This window comes from Mesorhizobium loti, from assembly GCF_013170705.1.
GTDB classification, from domain to species: domain Bacteria; phylum Pseudomonadota; class Alphaproteobacteria; order Rhizobiales; family Rhizobiaceae; genus Mesorhizobium; species Mesorhizobium loti_D.
Window position 1 is genome coordinate 808,885 of sequence record NZ_CP033334.1, and the last position, 21,264, is coordinate 830,148.

General features: G+C 65.0%; 17 protein-coding genes. 10 read left to right on the forward strand and 7 right to left on the reverse strand.

Annotated elements, in window-relative coordinates:
* Positions 1-229: 229 nt before the first annotated feature.
* From deoC to EB815_RS03825, 4 genes are all read left to right on the forward strand, one after another.
* Positions 230-1,285: a deoxyribose-phosphate aldolase gene (deoC, locus tag EB815_RS03810; RefSeq protein ID WP_056573791.1), complete on the forward strand. Its 1,056-nt coding sequence runs from the start codon at positions 230-232 to the stop codon at positions 1,283-1,285.
* A 66-nt stretch (positions 1,286-1,351) separates the two neighbouring features.
* A complete protein-coding gene (locus tag EB815_RS03815; RefSeq protein ID WP_065005451.1) occupies positions 1,352-3,724 on the forward strand; it encodes an aldehyde dehydrogenase family protein in 2,373 nt (790 codons plus the stop codon).
* A gap of 190 nt (positions 3,725-3,914) precedes the next feature.
* Complete coding sequence (locus tag EB815_RS03820) at positions 3,915-4,646, forward strand: SDR family oxidoreductase (RefSeq protein ID WP_065005452.1); 732 nt, start codon at positions 3,915-3,917, stop codon at positions 4,644-4,646.
* A gap of 226 nt (positions 4,647-4,872) precedes the next feature.
* Positions 4,873-5,718, forward strand: a complete 846-nt coding sequence (locus EB815_RS03825) for a fumarylacetoacetate hydrolase family protein (protein WP_056573802.1) — start codon at positions 4,873-4,875, stop codon at positions 5,716-5,718.
* A gap of 106 nt (positions 5,719-5,824) precedes the next feature.
* On the opposite strand, the gene EB815_RS03830 is transcribed toward EB815_RS03825, so the two are convergent.
* From EB815_RS03830 to EB815_RS03855, 6 genes are all read right to left on the reverse strand, one after another.
* On the reverse strand, positions 5,825-6,823 hold the full coding sequence (locus EB815_RS03830) for an ABC transporter ATP-binding protein (protein WP_056573804.1): 999 nt from the start codon (positions 6,821-6,823) through the stop codon (positions 5,825-5,827).
* A 16-nt stretch (positions 6,824-6,839) separates the two neighbouring features.
* Positions 6,840-7,901, reverse strand: coding sequence for a Gfo/Idh/MocA family protein (locus EB815_RS03835; RefSeq protein ID WP_056573807.1), 1,062 nt, complete (start codon positions 7,899-7,901; stop codon positions 6,840-6,842).
* Positions 7,898-8,737, reverse strand: coding sequence for a carbohydrate ABC transporter permease (locus tag EB815_RS03840; protein ID WP_010912697.1), 840 nt, complete (start codon positions 8,735-8,737; stop codon positions 7,898-7,900). The genes EB815_RS03835 and EB815_RS03840 overlap by 4 nt, the downstream gene beginning before the upstream one ends.
* A gap of 11 nt (positions 8,738-8,748) precedes the next feature.
* Positions 8,749-9,678: a carbohydrate ABC transporter permease gene (locus tag EB815_RS03845; RefSeq protein ID WP_065005453.1), complete on the reverse strand. Its 930-nt coding sequence runs from the start codon at positions 9,676-9,678 to the stop codon at positions 8,749-8,751.
* A 251-nt stretch (positions 9,679-9,929) separates the two neighbouring features.
* On the reverse strand, positions 9,930-11,189 hold the full coding sequence (locus tag EB815_RS03850; protein WP_056573814.1) for an ABC transporter substrate-binding protein: 1,260 nt from the start codon (positions 11,187-11,189) through the stop codon (positions 9,930-9,932).
* 116 nt (positions 11,190-11,305) lie between these two features.
* Positions 11,306-12,256, reverse strand: coding sequence for an N-acetylmuramic acid 6-phosphate etherase (locus tag EB815_RS03855; RefSeq protein ID WP_056573817.1), 951 nt, complete (start codon positions 12,254-12,256; stop codon positions 11,306-11,308).
* A 198-nt stretch (positions 12,257-12,454) separates the two neighbouring features.
* On the opposite strand from EB815_RS03855, the gene EB815_RS03860 reads away from it, so the two are divergent.
* The 6 genes from EB815_RS03860 to EB815_RS03885 all read left to right on the forward strand — a co-directional run bounded on the left by EB815_RS03860 (position 12,455) and on the right by EB815_RS03885 (position 19,575).
* Entirely contained in the window at positions 12,455-13,336 is an 882-nt protein-coding gene (locus EB815_RS03860) for an N-acetylglucosamine kinase (protein ID WP_065005454.1), read from the forward strand.
* Positions 13,333-14,115, forward strand: coding sequence for a GntR family transcriptional regulator (locus tag EB815_RS03865; protein WP_056573823.1), 783 nt, complete (start codon positions 13,333-13,335; stop codon positions 14,113-14,115). Before EB815_RS03860 ends, EB815_RS03865 begins: the two co-directional genes overlap by 4 nt.
* A complete protein-coding gene (locus EB815_RS03870) occupies positions 14,112-15,146 on the forward strand; it encodes an SIS domain-containing protein (RefSeq protein ID WP_056573826.1) in 1,035 nt (344 codons plus the stop codon). The genes EB815_RS03865 and EB815_RS03870 overlap by 4 nt, the downstream gene beginning before the upstream one ends.
* Positions 15,143-16,315: an N-acetylglucosamine-6-phosphate deacetylase gene (gene nagA / locus EB815_RS03875; RefSeq protein ID WP_056573829.1), complete on the forward strand. Its 1,173-nt coding sequence runs from the start codon at positions 15,143-15,145 to the stop codon at positions 16,313-16,315. The genes EB815_RS03870 and nagA overlap by 4 nt, the downstream gene beginning before the upstream one ends.
* A gap of 8 nt (positions 16,316-16,323) precedes the next feature.
* Positions 16,324-17,439 carry an NAD(P)/FAD-dependent oxidoreductase gene (locus EB815_RS03880; RefSeq protein ID WP_056573832.1) on the forward strand — a complete coding sequence of 372 codons (1,116 nt, stop codon included), beginning with the start codon at positions 16,324-16,326 and terminating at the stop codon, positions 17,437-17,439.
* Between the two features lie 72 nt (positions 17,440-17,511).
* Entirely contained in the window at positions 17,512-19,575 is a 2,064-nt protein-coding gene (locus tag EB815_RS03885; protein WP_056573834.1) for an ABC transporter ATP-binding protein/permease, read from the forward strand.
* 20 nt (positions 19,576-19,595) lie between these two features.
* Here EB815_RS03885 and EB815_RS03890 read toward each other — a convergent pair whose 3' ends face one another.
* Positions 19,596-21,110 (reverse strand): malonate--CoA ligase, encoded by a 1,515-nt coding sequence (locus EB815_RS03890; protein ID WP_056573836.1) that lies wholly within the window; start codon positions 21,108-21,110, stop codon positions 19,596-19,598.
* Positions 21,111-21,264 lie beyond the last annotated feature (154 nt).

Below are 21,264 nucleotides of genomic sequence, written 5' to 3' on the forward strand. Positions count from 1 at the left end.
ATATCGGATAGGCTGCCGGGATAGGTGGGGCCACTCCATCCCGACCGAAAATACCGCAGCGCGCATGAGCCGGAGCACGCCGAACCCGAACGCATCGAGGCTGAAATCGGCGCGGCGGCGCGCAAGCCGGCAGCCGAGCAGGCTTGCGCCGGCGCGCGGGCCGACATCAGCTTGTGGCCTCGGTCCAAACGATCGTGTAAGTATCGCCCTAAACGAGAAAGGGCAGGAAATGAGCAACACGATCCGCGAAGCCGAGCCCGGCACCAGCGCGTCGAAGGTGACGCCGCTGCCGGCCCGCGCCGCCGCCAACACCCCGATACCGCCGGATCATCGCATCGCGCGCAATCCCGGCATGAAGCTCGATCTCGGCTTCATGGAATCGGTGCGCAGCGTCAACCGCTCGGCACTCGAACGGCGCGTCGCCAGCCTGACCAAGCGGCGCTCGATCAAGGCCGACAACCAGGCGGCCTGGCTGCTGCGCGCCATTGCCTGCATGGATCTGACGACGCTGAATTCCAATGACACCGAGGAGCGGGTGCGCCGGCTCTGCGCCAAGGCGATCAACCCGCTGCGCCGCGATATCGTCGAAGGCCTCGGCATTTCCGGCGAAACCATCCGGCCCGCGGCGGTCTGCGTCTACCATCCCTTTGTCGCCACCGCCGTCGACGCCGTGCGCGGCACCGGCATCCATGTCGCCGCCGTCTCCACGGCCTTTCCGCATGGCCTTGCGCCGCTGTCGACGCGCCTGCAGGAAATCGAGGCTTCGGTGCGCGACGGCGCCGATGAAATCGACGTCGTCATTCCGCGCGGGCTGGTGTTCGGCGCCAAGTGGCGGGAGCTCTACAATGAGATCGTCTCCATGCGCGCCGCCTGCGGAGACGCGCATCTGAAGGTCATTCTCGGCACCGGCGACCTCGCCACGCTGCGCAATGTCATGCTGGCCTCGATGGTGGCGATGATGGCGGGCGCCGATTTCATCAAGACCTCAACCGGCAAGGAAAGCGTCAATGCGACGCTGCCTGTCGGGCTGGCCATGGTGCGCGCCATCAGGGCGTATTTCGAGGAGACCGGCTATCTCATCGGCTTCAAGCCGGCCGGCGGCATCTCCACCGCGAAAGCCTCGCTCGACTGGCTGGTGCTGATGAAGGAAGAACTCGGCCGGCCGTGGCTCGAACCCGAGCTGTTCCGCTTCGGCGCTTCGAGCCTGCTGACCGATATCGAGCGCCAGCTGGAGCACCATCTGACCGGGCATTATTCGGCCAATCACCGCCACGCGATGGCTTGAGCACCCACCCCGATCGGCTTTGCCGATCGACCCTTCCCTTGAAAGGGAGGGTGACGGAGGCACACAATGAACATTCTCGACCGCTATCACGCCATGGACTACGGCCCGGCCCCGGAAGCCCGCAATGAGGCCGATGCGTGGCTTGCCGCGCGCGATTTCGGCAAGGCGCTGTTCATCGACGGTGCCTGGAAGGCCGCGTCCGGCGGCAAGACTTTCGAGACCAGCGAGCCGTCTTCCGGCAAACTGCTGGCCAAGGTTTCGGACGCCAGTGCGGCCGATATCGAGGCGGCGGTCGCGGCAGCCACCAAGGCGTTGCCGAAATGGAGCGCCAGTTCAGGCTACCAGCGCGCCAAGGTGCTCTACGCGATCGGCCGCGCCATGCAGCGCCACCAGCGCCTGTTCGCGGTGCTGGAGACAATCGACAATGGCAAGCCGATCCGCGAAAGCCGCGACATCGACGTGCCGCTGGCGATCCGCCATTTCATCCACCATGCCGGCTGGGCGCAGGCGCTGGACAAGGATTTTCCAGGCCATAAGGGCGTCGGCGTCGTCGGCCAGATCATCCCGTGGAATTTCCCGCTGCTGATGCTGGCGTGGAAGATCGCGCCGGCGCTTGCCGCCGGCTGCACCGTGGTGCTGAAGCCGGCCGAATTCACGCCGCTCACATCAATCCTTTTCGCCGAGATCTGCGAACGCGCCGGCGTGCCGAAAGGTGTCGTCAACATCGTGCAGGGCGGACCCGAAGCGGGCGCTGCCATCGTCAATCATCCCGGCATCCAGAAGATCGCCTTCACCGGCTCCTCGGAGGTGGGAAAGATCATCAGGAAAGCCACGGCGGGATCGGGGAAAAAACTGTCGCTCGAGCTCGGCGGCAAGTCGGCCTTCATCGTCTTCGAGGATGCCGATCTCGACAGCGCCGTGGAAGGCCTGGTCGATGGCATCTGGTTCAACCAGGGCCAGGTCTGCTGCGCCGGTTCGCGGCTCCTGGTGCAGGAAGGCATTGCCGAAGCCCTGATCGCCAAGGTCAAGACGCGGATGAGCAGGTTACGCGTCGGCAGTCCGCTCGACAAGAACACCGATATCGGCCCGCTGGTCGACATCACGCAGCTCGACCGCGTCAAGGGACTGGTCGCCGAGGGCGCGAAACAGGGCGCCGTCTGCTGGCAGCCGGACGCGGCGCTGCCGTCCTCCGGCTATTACCATCTGCCGACGCTGGCCACCGGTGTTTCGCCGGCTAACATCCTCGCCCAGGAAGAGGTGTTCGGGCCGGTTCTGGCGACCATGACCTTCCGCAACACCGAGGAAGCGATCGAACTCGCCAACAATACGCGCTATGGACTGGCGGCCTCGGTTTGGAGTGAGAACGTCAATCTGGCCTTGCATGTCGCTCCGCAACTGAAGGCCGGCGTCGTCTGGGTCAACGGCACCAACATGTTCGACGCCGCCTGCGGCTTTGGCGGCTACCGCGAGAGCGGCTTCGGCCGCGAGGGCGGGCGGGAGGGCATGTTCGAGTATCTCGCGGCAAGGCTGCCGCTCGGTCCGGTCATCAAGGCCGCGACTGTCTCGGCGCAACCGGTCGAGCAAGCCGATAGCCTGGCGATAGACCGCACGGCGAAGCTGTTCATCGGCGGCAAGCAGGTACGGCCGGACGGCAATTATTCGCTGGCCGTCGCCACCGCCAAGGGCAAGCTGGCCGGCGAGGTCGGGCTCGGCAGCCGCAAGGACATCCGCGACGCTGTGTCCGCCGCCCGTGCCTGCAAAGCCTGGCCGGAGGCGACCGCCTATAACCGCTCCCAGGTGCTTTACTATCTTGCCGAGAACCTGTCCGGCCGCACCGATGAGTTTGCCGCACGCCTCGTGCAGCTCACAGGCGTGACGGCCAAGGCGGCGCGCGAGGAGGTCGAGCAGTCGATCGAGCGGCTGTTCCTTTATGCCGGCCTTGCCGATAAGTTCGAGGGTCGCGTGCATCAGCCGCCGGCTCGCGCCGTGACGCTGGCCCTGCACGAGCCGGTCGGCGTCATCGGCATCGTAGCCCCCGATGCCTCACCGCTGCTTGGCCTGATCTCGCTCATCGCCCCGGCGCTCGCGATGGGCAACACCGTGGTCGCCGTGCCGTCCGAACGCTATCCGCTGCTTGCCACCGACCTCTATCAGGTGATCGAGTATTCCGATGTTCCGGCCGGCGCCATCAACATCGTCACCGGACGCAGCGCCGAGCTTGCCGGCGTGCTGGCCAAGCATGACGATGTCGACGGGCTCTGGGTGTTCGCCGATGCGGAGACCTGCGCCAAGGCGGAAGCCGAGTCCATCGGCAACCTTAAGCGCGTCTGGAGCGGCAACGGCCGCGGCCTGGACTGGGCATCCGACGAAGCGGCCGGCGATGCTTTCCTGCGCCGCGCCATCGAGGTGAAGAACGTCTGGGTACCTTACGGCGACTGACGTTTCCGTGCTGTCGCAATGGTGATCGCGTTCGGGCTTGACGCCCGGACACATGTTCTTTAACGAGAAAAAACATCTTTATCTGTAAACTGACGGCGGCCCAGGCTGCATGGTGATGCCTTACTGGCACACGACGCCCCGGCCAACCGCCGATAGACCCGGACGATCCAAAGCGAGCGAGGAGAAAAGCATGGCGGATCTGGCAGGCAAGGTCGTTGTCATCACGGCGGCGGCGCAAGGCATCGGCAAGGCGAGCGCACTGGCCTTCGCCAAGGCTGGTGCCACCGTCCATGCCACCGACATCAACGAGGCGCTGCTCGCCGAACTCGCCAAGACGTCCGGGATCAAGACCCGCAAGCTGGATGTGCTGAACGACGAGGCCGTCAATACGGCCTTTGCCGAGATCGGCCGCGTCGACGTGCTTTTCAACTGCGCCGGCTTCGTCCATTCCGGATCGATACTCGAGATGAAGGATGGCGATCTCGATTTCGCGCTGAACCTCAATGTCCGCGCCATGGTTCGCACCATCCGCGCCGTGCTGCCCGGCATGCTGGAGCGCGGCGATGGCGCCATCATCAACATGGCCTCGCTGGCGAGCTCGACCAAGGGCGTGCCGAACCGGTTCGTCTACGGCCTGAGCAAGGCGGCAGTCATCGGCCTGACCAAGGCGGTCGCCGCCGACTATGTCGGCAAGGGCATACGCTGCAACGCCATCTGCCCCGGCACGGTCGAAAGCCCGTCGCTGCAGGACCGCATGCATGCGCAAGGCGACTATGAGGCCGCCCGCGCCGCCTTCATCGCCCGCCAGCCGATGGGCCGGCTCGGCACGCCGGAGGAAATCGCCGACCTCGCCGTCTACCTGGCCGGCGCGACCTATACGTCCGGACAGGCCTACAATATCGACGGCGGCTGGTCGATCTGACCATCGGACGCCGAGAGATCGCGGACAAACAGGAAGATCAGGATCCTTCGCCGCGTTCGGAAGATCGGGAAGTCTGAAAATCCGGGGCGCGGGCCCGCTCACCAGATGTCCGCGCTTGCCCGGGCTCAGGTCGATGGGTAGGGTCCGCCCGGCTCTTCAAGGAAGCCATCGCCTCGGCGGAGAATTTGCAAAAGGCCGCGAGGCCGCAACCAGGAGAAGGATTTAGATGAAACTGCTGCGCTATGGCGAGGTGGGGAGCGAACGTCCCGGCCTGCTCGATGCGGATGGGACGATCCGTGATCTCTCCGCCCATGTCGCCGACATTGCCGGAACGGTGCTGCATCCGGCCTCGCTGGAGATGCTGGGCAAGCTCGATCCGAAGTCGCTGCCGGCGGTTTCCGGCAAGCCACGGCTCGGCGCCTGCGTCGCCGGCACCGGCAAGTTCATCTGCATCGGCCTCAACTATTCCGACCACGCCGCCGAGACCGGCGCCACGGTACCGCCGGAACCGATCATCTTCATGAAGGCAAGCTCGGCCATTGTCGGCCCGGATGACGACGTGCTGATCCCGCGCGGTTCGGTGAAGACCGACTGGGAAGTCGAGCTCGCCGTGGTCATCGGCAAAACGGCAAAATATGTCAGCGAAGCCGATGCGCTGGACTATGTCGCCGGCTATTGCGTCGCCCACGACGTCTCCGAGCGCGCCTTCCAAGCCGAGCGCCAGGGCCAGTGGACCAAGGGCAAGAGCTGCGACACGTTCGGCCCGACCGGCCCGTGGCTGGTGACCAAGGACGAAGTCGCCGATCCGCAAAACCTCAAAATGTGGCTGACCGTCAACGGCAAGACCATGCAGAACGGCTCGACCAAGACCATGGTCTATGGCGTCAAATATCTGGTGTCCTACCTCAGCCAGTTCATGTCTCTGCATCCCGGCGACATCATTTCGACAGGCACGCCGCCCGGCGTCGGCCTCGGCATGAAGCCGCCGGTGTTCCTGAAGGCCGGCGATGTGGTGGAACTGGGCATCGAGGGCCTGGGCCAGCAGAAGCAGACGTTCAAGGCCGACGTGTAGTCACAACTTCTCCGTTCTCTCCTTTTGGTTTCCGGAAGGAGAGAAGGCGGTTCGCGCCCTTCCTCTACCCCGTCGATCGGGGGAGAGGAAGGAGCGCCATCCTTGCCTATTTCAGAACCTTCCCATCCGCGCCAAACCGGTAGGTCTTCGCCGGATCCGGCGTCGCATAGAGCGTTGCGCCCGGCTCGGCGTCGTAGACGCCGAAAATCCGCACCGTGATCAGCCCGGCCTTCTCGCAATCGAGATAGAGATTGGTGTCGGCGCCGAGATGCTCGGCATGAACCACCGTACCCTTCCAGGCGCCCGATTTCGGATCGACGGTCAGATGCTCCGGCCGAACGCCGATGGTCTTGGCCGTTTCGCCGAGGCGGGCGCCGTCGATGAAATTCATCTTCGGCGAGCCGATGAAGCCGGCGACGAACTCATTTGCCGGCGCATTGTAGAGCTCCATCGGGCCACCGATCTGCTCGATCCTGCCAGCGTTCAGCACCACGATCTTGTCGGCCAATGTCATTGCCTCGACCTGGTCGTGGGTGACGTAGATCATCGTCGCCTTCAGCCGGCGGTGCAGCTGCGCGATCTCCAGCCGCGTGTTGACGCGCAGGGCGGCATCGAGGTTCGACAGCGGCTCGTCGAAGAGAAACAGCTTGGGCTCGCGCACCACGGCGCGGCCGATGGCGACGCGCTGGCGCTGGCCGCCGGAGAGCTCGGCCGGCCGCCGCTCCAGATAGGGCTCCAGCGACAGCATCGACGAGGCGATGCCGATGCGGCGGTCGATCTCGGCCGCGGGTGTGCCGGCCTGCTTGAGGCCAAGGCCCATATTGTTCTTCACCGTCAGATGCGGGTAGAGCGCGTAGGTCTGGAACACCATGGCGATGCCGCGCTTGGCCGGCGGCGTGACCGACACATCCTCGCCGTCGATCAACACCCGGCCGGAAGTCGAATCCTCCAGCCCGGCGATGACCCGAAGCAAGGTCGACTTGCCGCAGCCCGACGGGCCGACAAAGACGACGAATTCGCCATCGGTCACTTCGAGGTCGATGCCCTTCAGCACCTCGACCGGCCCGAAGGCCTTCTTCACATTCTCGATCTTCAGCGAACCCACGGCTTTGTTCCTGTCGTTAGAGTTTGACGGCTATGCCGCTGCGCACGCTCTCGTCGGCGGCAAGGCAGACGGCGAGCGACTTCACCGCGTCGTCCATGTGTTTGGTGAGATCCAGATCCTCGCGGATCGCCTTCAGCACGAAGGCCTGCTCGAGATCGCAGAGGTCCTGGTGGCCGGGTTCGCCTTCCATCGACAGCATCTCGTCGGCTTTGGCGAACTTGCCGTCCGCGCCGGTCGCCGCACTGTGCAGGCGGATGGTCGAGGTCTTGGTGTGGGTGTCGATGTCGTCCGACTTCACACCTTCCTTCATGACGATCGACACGCAGCCCTTCGGCGAAATGACGTCCTTCACGAAGAAGGCGGTTTCCGAAATCATCGGACCCCAGCCGGCTTCGTACCAGCCGACCGAGCCGTCATCGAACAGCACCTGCAGATGGCCGTAATTGTACATCGACGGCGCGATCTCCTCGGTCAGGCGCAGCCCCATGCCGCGCACCTCGAGCGGCCTGGCGTCGGTGATCTGCAGCATGACGTCGAGATAATGCACGCCGCAGTCGACGATCGGCGACGTCGTCTGCATCAGCTGCTTGTGCGTCTCCCAGGTATGGCCCGAGGATTGCTGGTTGAGGTTCATACGGAACACGTAGGGGCCGCCGAGCTTGCGCGCCTCGGCGATCAGCCGGATCCAGGACGGATGATGGCGCAGTATGTAGCCGATCACCAGTTTCCTGCCGTTGGCCTTGGCGGCCGCGACGACGCGTCTGGCGTCCGCCACCGTCGTTGCCAGCGGCTTTTCGACGAAGACGTGGCAGCCGGCTTCTAGCGCCCGAACCGCATAATCGGCGTGACTGTCGGAGTAGGTGGCGATGCAGGCGACATCGGGCTTCTCGTCACGCAGCGCCTCGTCGAAGGAACGCCTGATGCCGTAGCCCGACAGCCCGTCCGGCAGCGGCACGTCGGAACGATTGATCAGGGCGGCGATCTCGAAGCCCGGATTGGTGTGGTAGGCCAGCGCATGACTGCGGCCCATATTGCCGAGCCCGGCGGCGACGACACGAAGAGGCTTTTCCAAACTCACTTGACGGCTCCGGATGTGATGCCGCGGATCAGCTGCCGCGAGAAGATGACGTAGAGGATCAGTACCGGCATGATCGCCAGCGAAAGCGCGGCCAGGATGGCGTTCCAGTTGGTGACGAACTGGCCGAGGAAGAGCTGCGCGCCGAGCGTAACCGTCTTGGTCTCCTCCGACGGCGCCAGGATCAGCGGGAACCAAAGATCGTTCCAGATCGGGATCATGGTGAAGACAGCGACGGTCGCCATGGAAGGCCGCACCAACGGCAGCACCAGGCGGAAGAAGATGGTGTATTCGGACAGGCCGTCGATACGGCCGGCATTCTTCAGATCGTCGGAGACCTGCTTCATGAATTCCGACAGGATGAAGACGGCGAGCGGCAGGCCTTGCGCGGTGTAGACCAGGATCAGCGCCGTCAGCGTGTTGACCAGCCCGCTCGCCACCATCAATTGCAGGATGGCGACGGTGCCGAGCCGGATCGGGATCATGATGCCGAGTGCGAGATAGAGCCCCATCAGCGAATTGCCGCGGAAGCGGTATTCCGACAGGGCGAAGGCGGCCATGGCGCCGAACAGGAGCACGAAGAACAGCGAGGCGACGGTGACGACGAGGCTGTTCTGGAAATAGTGGATGAAGTCGCCCTGGCCGATCACCGTGGTGTAGCCGATCAGGTCGAAGGTTTTCGGCGTCGGCGGCGTCAGCGGCGCGCCGAAGATGCCGGCGCGGGACTTGAACGAATTCATGATCACCAGGATCACCGGAAACAACGCGATCGCCGTGTAGGTCAAGAGGATCGCGTGGGCGCCGATGGTGCGGGGCAGCGAACGGGTGGCGGTGCTCATCTCCTGGCCCCTCAGAACTGGTAGCGACGCAGGCGCGTCTGGACGAGGAAGAGGTAGACGCAGACGCCACCGAGGATGATCAGGAACATCATCGTGGCGATCGCCGCGCCCATGTTGGGGTCGCCGACCTGCAGCTGGAAACCGAAGAAGGCGCGGTAGAGGAAGGTGCCGAGAATATCGGTCGAATAGTTCGGCCCGGCGAGCGCCCCTTGCGCGGTGTAGATCAGGTCGAAGGCGTTGAAATTGCCGACGAAGGTAAGGATCGAGATGATGCCGATGGATGGCAGGATCAGCGGCAGCTTGATCTTCCAGAACTGCGACAGGCCGGTGATGCCATCACATTCGGCCGCCTCGATGACCTCGTCGGGGATCGACAGCAGCGCGGCGTAGATCAGCATCATCGGGATGCCGACAAACTGCCACACCGAGATCAGGCTGAGCGCTGTCAGCGCATATTGCTCCTTGCCGAGCCAAGGCGTGAACAGGCTTTTCAGGCCGACCAGGTCCATCATGTGCGGCGCCACGCCCCAGAGCGGCGACAGGATCAGCTTCCAGGCGAAGCCGACGATGACGAAGGACAGGATGGTCGGCACGAAGATCGCCGTGCGGTAGAAGGCCGCGAACCGAAGTTTCGGGCTGGACAGAAGCGCGGCCAGCATGACGCCGATCGGGTTCTGCACCAGCATGTGGATCATGAAGAACCAGGTGTTGTTCCTCAGCGCGTTCCAGAAACCCACCGACCAGTTGGGGTCGCCGAACAAGGTGCGGAAATTGTCCAGTCCGACGAAGACCTGGTGCTGCTCGATGTTGCGGAACAGCGACAGCTGCAGCGTGCCGGCGAGCGGCAGGATCATGATCGCCGTGTAGACGAGCACGGCCGGCGCCAAGAAGACGGCGATGTGCCAGCGAAACGGTCTTTTCGGTCGTATCTCTGCGGCCATGAGTTCGGTTCCCGCCGTCTCTCGGTTCCAGACGATGTTGATGCTAGATGATGCCTCGATGCACGGCCCATCCATCCTTGCCCGACGGCAAGAACAAAGGCCTGCGACTGATCAGCTAGCCTTCCCAAGAAGATCAAGGGTAAGGCCGCGAGGCGGTGCCGACAATCGCTATCTGAACAGGCGCACCCTGGGAGCCAGGATGGTCCGGAACCGGCCAGGCATGCGCCCAGCCGGCTCCGTTGCCTGAGCTCTTACTTCGCCGGCTTGTACCAGCTGTCGAGACCGGTTTGCAGCTTCTTGGCCGCAGCTTCCGGGGTGTCGGTGCCGTTGATGACGTTGGCCGATTCAACCCAGGTCTCGTTCTCGAGGTTCGGCGTGCCGCGCGACAGGATCTGGTAGGTCGAGCGGATCGTCGACTTGCACTTGCCGCGCCAGGAAACGAATTCCTGCGCCAGCGGGTCTGCCATCTTCACCGGCGAGGAGTTCAGGCTGAAGAAGCCCGGCAGCGCGTTGGCGTAGATGGTGGCGAAATCCGGCGAGGCCACCCAGGACAGGAAGGTCTTGGCCGCGTCCGCGTGCTTGGAAGCCGCATTCAGGCCCATGCCGATATCGGTATGGTCGGAGATGTAGCAGGTGTCGCCGGCCTTCTCGACCGGCGGCGGGAAGGCGCCCATCTTGAACTGGGCCTGGGTGTTGAACAGGCCGATCTCCCACGAACCGGCCGGGTAGATGGCGGCGCGGCCGAGCGTGAACAGGTTCTGGCTGTCCGGATAGGTCTGCGCCTCGAAGCCGTCGCCCAGATAGGGCTTCCACTTGGCCAGTTCCTCGAAGGGCGCGACCCAGTCCTTGTCGGTCAGCTTCTGCGTGCCCTTGATCAGCGCAGCGCGGCCGTCCTCGCCCTTCCAGTAGTTGGGGCCGATGTTCTGGTAGCCCATGGTCGCGGCTTCCCAGAGATCCTTGGTGCCCATCGCCATCGGGATGTAGGTGCCGTCGGCCTTGATCTTGTCGAGCGCGGCGAAGAACTCGTCACGGGTCTGCGGCACCTTGATGCCGAGCTTGTCGAAAGCGTCCTTGTTGTAGATGAAACCATGGATGACCGAGGCCATCGGCACGCAGAAGCTCGCCTTGCCGTCGTCGGTCTGCCAGGCGGATTTGGCCACAGGCGAGAAGTTTTCCATGCCGGGCAGCGCGCTGAGGTCGGCGAGGTTGCCCTTCTTGAACAGTTCGAGCGACTTGTCGAACGGGCGGCAGGTGATCAGGTCACCGGCCGATCCGGCGGCGAGCTTGGCGCCGAGCGCGGCGTCATATTCGGTCGGAGCCGATGGCGCGAACACCACCTTGATGCCGGGGTTCTTGGCTTCGAAGGCGGGGATCAGCTTGTCCTTCCAGATGGACAGGTCGTCGCCGCGCCAGCTTTCGATGTTGAGCGTTACGTCCTCGGCGTGAGCCAACCCGGCGGAGCCGAGAATGCTGGTGCCCAGAAGCAGTGCCGTCAGTAGTTTCGTTGTCATGCTCAGTCTCCCTGTTGACCTTTTTCAGGTTCGGTTTTGATGAGAACGGGGCTTTTGGCCCCTTGCTCCCCTCGCAAGCCCGTTTCACCCCGATGGAAATCGGGATGAAACAGGCTCTATTTCTCTGTTCGAGCATGATCTTTTCCGGAAAGCGGTCCCCGCTTTTCGGGATCATGCCCAAGCGCAAAAAGGGCCGGCCGCAGTTTCTGGCCAGCCTCTTCCAGTATCTTCCGTGCCGCGGCGGCGCTGTCGGCGCCAGCGGCGAGCAGAATTGCGGTCTTGACCGCGCCGCCACTTTTCTCGAGCAGCCCGGCCGCTTCGTCCTTGCCGCGCCCGCTGATGGCGGCGACGATACGCGCGGCGCGGTCGCGCAGCTTGATGTTGTCGGCCATCAGATTGACCATGTAGCCGTCATGGACATGGCCAAGATGAACAGCGGTCAGGGTCGACAGCATGTTGAGCGCGATCTTCTGGGCGGTACCGGCGCCCATACGCGTCGAACCCGCGATCACTTCCGGCGGCGTTTCGAGCAGGATCGCGGTTTCGGCCTGGCGAAGCAGGGCGGAGTCCCGGTTGTTGGCGATGCCGATGGTGGCCGCACCGCGACGGGCGGCTTCTTCGATCGCGCGCACCGCGTAGGGCGTGGTGCCGCTTGCGGAAAGCGCGATGAGGCAATCGCCGGCGCCGATGCCGGCATTGGCGACAGCCGCGGCTGCCTCCTCGACATCATCCTCGGGGCCGCCCGCCAGCGTCCTGAAAGCCTCGTCGCCGCCGGCGACCAGGATGGCGATGCGGTCGCGTTGGATGCCGAAAGTGCCCGGCAGTTCCAACGCATCGGCCAGCGCCATCAGGCCGGAACTGCCGGCCGCGGCATAGGCAAGCTTGCCGCCGCCGTTCAATCGGCCCGCAATGATTTCGGCTGCCTTGGCGATGGCGGGAATGGCGTTGCGGACGGCTTTCGCGGCTTCGATCTGCGCATCGGCCAGCGAAACAAGGATGGCTTCCGGAGCCTGGATATCCAGCCCCTCGGCATTCCTGTGAAGCGCTTCGGTGCGCGTTTCAGCCATCCGTGTTCCTCCAATACCAGAACAATACCAAAAAAATACCACTTGTCCACACGCATTAACGAATTCGCGGACAGGAAATCGCTGAGCCGACGAAATGTGCAGATTTTTCAATAAAATACGGCTTAATCTTTTTGAAACGGAAATTAAGTCTTGGCTATTGGTATTTTATTGGTATTATCGACCCGGAGGAGAAATCGCGTGAATTTCGTGCTCGGTATCGATGGCGGCGGCACCAGCTGCAGGGCCGCCCTTGCAACAGCGGACGGTACGGTCGTCGGTCGCGCCAAAAGTGGCGCCGCCAACATTCGCACCGACCTCACCGGGGCGCGGTCGAACATCGTAGACGCCGCGCGGCAAGCCTTCATCGCCGCCGGGCAGGATCCCGAGCTGATCCCGCAAACACCGGCCATTCTCGGCCTAGCCGGCGCCAATGTCGGCACCTACCGGCAGCAGCTGGAAGCGATCCTTCCGTTCAGCACCAGCCGCGTCGAGACCGACGCCGAAATCGCGCTGGAAGGGGCGGTGGGGTCGGGCGACGGCGCCATGGCGATCCTCGGCACCGGCACCGCCTATATGGCCCGCAAGGGCGGCAAGTCACGGGCGATCGGCGGCTGGGGATTCCAGGTCGGCGACCAGGGCAGCGGCGCCCGCATGGGCCGCGATCTGCTCGAACAGACGCTGCTTGCCCATGACGGCGTGCGCGCGGCTTCGCCGCTGACCGACGCGATGATGGCCATCTTCCGCAACAATCCCGAGGACGTGGTGGAATTCACCACCAATGCCAAGCCCGGCGATTTCGGCGGCTTCGCGCCCAAAGTGTTCGAGCACGCCGAGAAGGGCGATGCCGTCGCCAACTGGATCGTCGACAAGGCGGTCGGCGATGTCGAGGCTTCGCTCGGCGCGCTCGGCCTCGCCGATGACGCGCCGCTTTGCCTGCTCGGCGGGCTGGCGCCGCTCTACGCGCCACGACTGTCGCCGCGCTACCGGGCGTTGCTCAAGCCACCGCTCGACGATGCGCTGGGCGGGGCGGTGCAGATGGCGGTGCGGCTGCTCGCCGGACACGCGGAGGCGGCCCGATGAGCGATGCCGCCGACCAGATCTTCGCCGCGCTGAAGCAATCGTCGCAGAGCGGCGCGCCGCTCTACCTGCAGCTCAGGAAAAGCATCGAGGATGCGGTCAACCGTGGCCTGATCGGACCTGGCGACGCGCTGCCTTCCGAGCGCGACATCGCCACCAAGGCCGACATTTCGCGCGTCACCGTGCGCAAGGCGGTGCAGGATCTGGTCAAGGGTGGCATTCTTGTGCAGCGCCATGGCTCGGGCACCTTCGTGGCGCCGCGCATGGAGCGCGTCGAGCAATCGCTGTCGCGACTGACCTCCTTCACCGAGGACATGGCGCGGCGCGGCATGGCGGTGCGCTCGGCATGGCTCGACCGCGGTCTCTATGCGCCCTCGCCCGACGAGATGATGGTGCTCGGCCTGTCGTCGAGCGAACTGGTAGCGCGCGTGGCGCGCCTGCGCATCGCCAATGACACGCCACTGGCGATCGAACGCGCCTCGTTGTCGGCCAGCGTGCTGCCCGACCCGGCGGGCATCGGCTCGTCGCTCTATGCGGCGCTGCAACTGACCGGCAATCGCCCGGTTCGGGCGGTGCAGCGCATCTCGGCCGCCAATCTCGGCGACGACGATGCGCGCCTGCTGGAAGTACCCCCGGGTGTCGCCGGCCTGCATATCGAACGCATTTCCTACCTGGCGAGCGGCAAGGTGATCGAGTTCACCCGCTCCATCTATCGGGGCGACGCCTATGATTTCGTCGCCGAACTGCGGCTGACAGGGCCGAGCGAAGAGAGCCGACCATGACCTCCAACACCACACATATGCAGCGCGAGATCGAGGAGATCCCGCAGGCCGTCGCCCGACTGCTCGATGGTTCTGGCGCCATGCTGGCCGAGGCCGGGCGCGGCATCAGGGAACGCGACCCGCATTTCGTCGTCACCGTGGCGCGCGGTTCATCCGACCATGCCGCGACCTTCATGAAATATGCCGTCGAACTGACCGCTGGCCTTGCCGTCGCCTCGGTCGGCCCGTCCATCGCCTCCATCTACGGCCGCAAGCTGCGGCTTGGCGGCTCGGCCTGCCTGGCGATCTCGCAGTCAGGCAAGAGCCCCGACATCGTCGCCATGGCCGAAACCGCACGCGCCGGGGGTGCGCTGACCATCGCCGTCACCAACACCGCCGAGTCGCCGCTGGCGCGGGCCTCGGACTATGCGATCGACATCCTGGCCGGCCCCGAGCGCAGCGTCGCGGCAACCAAGACCTTCGTCAATTCCGCCGTCGCCGGTCTCGCCTTGATGGCGCATTCCACCGGCGACGAGGCGCTTCTCAAGGCACTTGCCGGCTTGCCCGAGCATTTCGGCAAGGCGATCGCCTGCGACTGGATGAGCGTGCTCTCCGAAACCATCGAGAAGCAGAAATCGCTGTTCATCCTCGGCCGCGGACCGTCGGCGGCGATGGCCAACGAGGCGGCGTTGAAATTCAAGGAGACCTGCGGCATGCATGCCGAGGCCTATAGTGCGGCCGAAGTCATGCACGGCCCGCTGGCGCTGATCGGCCCCGACTTTCCGGTGCTGGCGCTGGCAGCGCGCGATGCGTCAGAGCCCTCCATCGCCGAGGCGGCCGACAGCCTGGCGGCAAAGGGGGCGCCGGTGTTCATCACATCAGCTCTTGCCAACCGCGCCACGCGCCTGCCGCATGTCGCCACCGGACACCCGCTGACCGATCCGTTGACGCTGATCGTCTCGTTCTACGTGTTCGTCGAGGCTTTCGCGCGCCATCGCGGCCTCGACCCCGACACGCCGCGCAACCTTCGCAAGGTGACGGAGACCGTATGAGCGACCGTTTTGCCCTGACAGGCGCCCGCATTTTCGATGGCGACAACTGGCATGAAGGCTTGGCGCTCGTCGTGCGCGACGGCCTTGTCGAGGCCATAGTGCGCCAAGGTGCCCTGCCCTCGGACGTCCGTGTTGTGGACGCCGGCGGCGGCATGCTGGTGCCGGGCTTTGTCGACATCCAGGTCAATGGCGGCGGCGGCGTCATGCTCAACGACCACCCCGATGTCGCCTCGATCGAAACCATCTGCCGGGCGCACGCGCCGTTCGGCACGACGGCGCTGCTGGCGACGCTGATCACCGACACGCCCGCGATCACCGCTGCCGCCATCGCCGCCGGCGAAGCAGCCGCGCTGCGGAAGGTACCCGGTTTCCTCGGCCTGCATCTCGAGGGTCCGCATCTGTCGATCGCGCGCAAGGGCGCGCATGATCCGGCGTTGATCCGGCCGATGACGGACGCCGACCAGGCGATGCTGATCGCGGCGCGGCGGAAGCTGCCGGTGCTGCTCACCACGGTCGCGCCGGAATCCGTCGAACCGGCGCGGGTCGCGGCATTGGCGAAGGCCGGCGTCGTCGTGAGCCTTGGCCATTCGGACACCAGCTACCTCAGAGCAAAAACCTTCGCCGAAGCGGGCGCCAGCGTGGTCACCCACCTGTTCAACGCCATGAGCCAGATCGGCAACCGCGAGCCTGGACTGGCGGGCACGGCGATCGATGTCGGCTCCTTGTCCGCCGGGCTCATCGCCGACGGCATACACGTTCATCCCGCGACCATCCGGATCGCGCTCGACGCCAAGCAGGGACCGGGCAAGATCGTGCTGGTCACCGACGCCATGGCGCCGATCGGCACCGACATGACCTCGTTCACGCTCAACGGCCGCACCATCTACCGCAAGGACGGGAGTCTCAGGCTTGCCGACGGAACGCTCGCGGGCGCCGATCTCGACATGATATCGGCGATCCGGTTCATGCACGGCGTCGTCGGCGTCGAACTCTCGGAAGCCCTGCGTATGGCCTCGCTCTATCCGGCGCAGGCGATCGGCCAGTCGCATCGGCTCGGCCGATTTGCCAACGGCACGGCGGCGGATATCGTTGCGCTGTCGGACGATCTTGGCATAGGAAGCGTCTGGATCGGCGGCGAGAAGGTGTTCGAGGCCGGCGCTCCACGCTGAGAGAGGCCATGCAGACGGTCGATTGTGTCGTCGCCGGAGCGGGCGTCGTCGGGCTTGCCATCGCCAGGGCGCTTGCCTTGTCCGGGCGCGAGGTGGTCGTGGTCGAACAGGCCGACGCGATCGGTACAGTCACCAGTTCGCGCAATTCCGAAGTCATCCATGCCGGTCTTTATTACGCACCGGGAAGCCTGAAGGCCCGGCTCTGCGTCGAAGGGCGGCGGCTTCTCTATGCCTACTGCGCCGGGCACGCCGTCGCCCACGCGCGCACCGGCAAGCTGATCGTTGCCAGCGAGCCCAGCCAGATCGATGGGTTGCGGAAGATCGAGGCCAATGCCCGACGCTGCGGGGTCGACGATCTCCGGTTCCTGACGCGCGGCGAAGCCGAGAGCCTGGAACCGGCGCTGGCATGCGCGGGCGCGCTGTTGTCGCCGTCGACCGGCATTGTCGACAGCCATGCGCTGATGCTGGCGTTGCGCGGCGACGCCGAGGCGGCCGGCGCGTCCTTTGCCTTGCTCACCACTGTCGTCGGAGCGGCGATCGAGGCCGGCGGGATCCGGATCGAAACGCGCGATGCCAATGGCGAGACCTTCGCCCTGGAGGCAGACACCTTCGTCAATGCCGCGGGCCTCGATGCGCAGGCCGTGGCCCGCCGGATCGACGGCTTTCCAGGGAATCTCATCCCACGGCAATGGCTCGCGCGCGGGAGTTATTTCGCCCTTCCAGGCCGATCGCCGTTTTCGCGGCTGATCTATCCGGTTCCGGTCGAAGGTGGCCTTGGCGTCCATCTGACTCTCGATCTGAGCGGCAGCGCGCGTTTCGGGCCTGATGTCGAATGGATCGAGCGCGTGGACTATACAGTCGATCCCGGCCGAGGCGCTGCCTTCTACGAGGCGATCCGGCGTTATTGGCCTGATCTTGCCGACGGTGCCCTGCAACCGGCCTATGCCGGCGTCAGGCCGAAGCTATCCGGACCGGGTCAGGCGGCCGCCGATTTCATGATCCAGGGGCCGGCCGATCATGGCGCCGGGCGGATCGTCAATCTGTTCGGCATAGAGAGCCCCGGCCTGACCGCGAGCCTGGCGATCGCCGACCATGTCGCCGAGCTGCTGCATACGCGATTATAAGCGCCGGCGGGAATTCTTCCGCTGAGGCCGATGCCATGAAACCTTTTGATTTCGAGGTCGTTGTCGGGACGTATGTCCGAGGCGAAACCCAGATCGAAACCGGCCGACGGCATAAAGCCGCGCGGCGCCCCCAAGCGGCGGCGGCAAAAGCCGCGCGACGAGCGCCCGCGCGCGGAGGAGGCGAGCAAAAAGAAGCCAGGCGACAAGAAGGCACCGATCGTCGAAGCGGCCGCGCCCGACATCGCAGGCGAAGCTCCGCCGCCGGAAGCCGTCGAACCCGACCCGCAGTTGACGCCCGAGGAAGCAGAACAGGCGCGCAAGAAATACCTGCTGAAGCGCTTCTGGATCAGCGGGCGCGGCTATTGGGGACGGCATGGCGACAGGCTCGCCTGGCCATTGTCGGCCGGGCTGGTGATCCTGATCGTCGTCAATGTCGGCTTCCAGTACGGGATCAATGTCTGGAACCGCTCGATCTTCGACGCCATCGAGAAGCGCGACGCCCATACCGTCTATTTCCTCAGCGCCGTGTTTGTGCCGCTGGTGCTTGGCAGCATCAGCCTTGTCGTCGCGCAGGTCTGGCTGCGCATGACCATGCAGCGCCGCTGGCGCGCCTGGCTGACGACCTCGGTGATAGCGCGCTGGCTCGCCAACGGCCGCTACTATCAGCTGAACCTCGTCAAGGGCGACCACCAGAACCCGGAGGCGCGCCTGTCTGAAGATCTGCGGGTCGCCACCGAGTCACCCGTCGATTTCGTCGCCGGCGTGATTGTCGCCACCCTGTCGGCCTCGACCTTCATCGTGGTGCTGTGGACGATCGGCGGCGCCTTGAGCTTCCCGCTAGGCGGCTCGACCATCACCGTGCCCGGCTTCCTCGTCATCACCGCGGTGATCTATGCCGCGATCACCTCGACCTCGATGTTCGTCATCGGCCGCGATTTCGTGCGGCTGTCCGAGGAGAAGAACCAGACGGAAGCCGAATTCCGCTACGTGCTGACGCGCGTGCGTGAAAACGGCGAGAGCATCGCCCTGCTCGGCGGCGAGGAAGAGGAACGCAGCGGCATCGACAGAACCTTTGCCGGCGTGCTGAAGCGCTGGGCGCAACTGACCGGCCAGCACATGCGCACGGCACTTGTTTCGCAGGGCTCGAGCCTGTTCGCGCCGGTGGTGCCGGTCCTGCTGTGCGCGCCAAAGTTCCTCGAAGGGTCGATGTCGCTCGGCCAGGTCATGCAGGCGGCCTCCGCCTTCGCCATTGTTCAGAGCTCTTTCGGCTGGCTGGTCGACAATTATCCGCGCCTCGCCGACTGGAACGCCTCCGCACGCCGCATCGCTTCGCTGATGATGTCCCTCGACGGGCTGGAACGTGCCGAGCAGAGCGACGAGCTCGGGCGCATCAAGCGTGGCGAGACCAAGGGCGACGCCATGCTCAGCCTCGACAATCTCTCCGTGACGCTCGACGACGGCACGTCCGTGGTCAAGGAGACGGAGGTCGCCGTCGAATCGGGCGAGCGGGTGCTGGTTTCGGGCGAATCCGGTTCGGGCAAGTCGACGCTGGTGCGGGCGATCGCCGGCCTGTGGCCATGGGGAAGCGGCAGCGTCAATTTCCATCCCGACAGGCGGTTGTTCATGCTGCCGCAGCGGCCCTACATCCCGTCCGGCACGCTGCGCCGCGTGGTCGCCTACCCCGCGGCCGCCGACAAGTGGAAGCTCGACCAGATCAAGGCCGCCCTCGACAAGGTCGGCCTCGGCTACCTCGCCGGCCGGATCAAGGAGGAAGCGCCCTGGGACCAGACCTTGTCGGGTGGCGAAAAGCAGCGGGTCGCCTTCGCGCGGCTCTTGCTGCATCGCCCCGACATCGTCGTTCTGGACGAGGCGACCTCGGCGCTGGACGAAAAGAGCCAGGACCAGATGATGGCAACGGTCATCCGCGAATTGCCTGAAGTCACGATCCTCAGCGTGGCGCATCGCGCCGAACTGGAAGCCTTCCACACCCGCAAGATCACGCTCGAGCGGCACAAGGGCGGCGCGAAACTAGTCAGGGATATCGACCTCGTGCCGCGCAACCGCAAGCGCGGCCTGCTCACGCGCGCCTTGTGGGGCTCGGGCACGACGACCGAAAAGCCGCGCAAGACGAAATAACGGGGGATGCGCGCCCACCACTACGATGCGTAGAGGTCCTTGTACGTGTCGCGCAGAATATTCTTTTGCACCTTGCCCATGGTGTTGCGCGGCAGTTCGTCGACGAAGATCACCTGCTTCGGGTGCTTGTACTTGGCCAAGCGCCCGGCGATGGCGCTGAGAATTTCGGCTCCGGTGATCCGGGATGCCGGCGCCCGCACGACGACGGCCGTGACGCCTTCGCCGAAATCCGGATGGGCGACGCCGATGACGGCGCTTTCGTTCACTCCATCAAGCGCGTCGATCTCGCTTTCGAGCTCCTTGGGATAGATGTTGTAGCCGCCCGAGATGATCAGGTCCTTGCCGCGGCCGACGATATGGACATAACCGTCGGCGTCGACCATGCCGAGATCGCCCGTGATGAAGAAGCCGTCGGCGCGGAATTCCGCCTTGGTTTTTTCCGGCATGCGCCAGTAGCCGCCAAACACGTTCGGGCCCTTGACCTCGATCATGCCGACCTCGCCCTGGGCCAGCGGCTTGCCGCTATCGGGATCGGTGATGCGCAGCGACACGCCAGGCAGCGGGAAGCCGACGGTGCCGGCGCGCCGTTCGCCCTCATAGGGGTTGGACGTGTTCATGTTGGTCTCGGTCATGCCGTAGCGTTCGAGGATGGCGTGACCGGTGCGCTCGCGCCAGGCCCTGTGCGTCTCGGCCAGCAGCGGCGCCGAGCCGGACACGAACAGGCGGATGTTCTTCGCCGCCTCGCGGTCCAGCCCGTCCTGCCGCAGCAGCCTGGTATAGAAGGTCGGCACGCCCATCACCGCCGTGGCGCGCGGCAGCAGTGAGATGATGCGGGCCGGATCGAATTTCTGCTCGAACAGCATCGAGGCGCCGGCCATCAGGATGACATTGGTGGCGACGAACAGGCCATGCGTGTGGAAGATCGGCAGCGCATGGATCAGCACGTCGCCTGATGTGAAGCGCCATTGGTCGACCAGCACACGCGCATTCGATGCCAGGTTCCCATGGCTGAGCATGGCGCCTTTCGAGCGGCCGGTCGTTCCCGACGTGTAGAGGATCGCCGCGAGATCGTCCTCGCCGCGCTCGACATCATGGAAATCGGAGGATTGCCGCGATGCCTGGTCCGTCAGCGATCCCCGGCCAGTGCGGTCGAGCGTGACCACGACGGCACCGGATGGCGCGACCATCCGCTCGATATCCGCCGATTTCGCCGGATCGCAGACGATGACCCGAGGTGCTGCATCCTCGAAGAAATATCCAAGCTCGGTCAGCGTGTAGGCCGTGTTGAGGGGCAGGAAGACGGCACCAGCGCGCACGCAGGCGAGATAGAGCAGCACCGCCTCCGGGCTCTTCTCGACCTGCACGGCGATCCGGTCGCCGGGCTCGACATGCAATTGCAGGAGCGCGTGCGCGAGCTGCGCCGACCGCGCCAGCATGTCGCCATAGCTGAGCGAGCGCCCATCATCGGTTTCCATCAACAGGCGCCCGGGCGGCGGCATCCGGGACCGGAACGCATCGAACAGATGATTGCTCATGAAATTTTCCTGCTGTGATGGCAATGCGGCGCCGGCAATGCACTTGGGGCGCGCAGAGTTCGCGTTTCCGGGCCGTGCCGTCAAGACCGCAAACGGCTGTGCGGCGCGTCGCATCCGCCGAAGAAATCGCGAATGATGGCGACCAAGCTCCGCC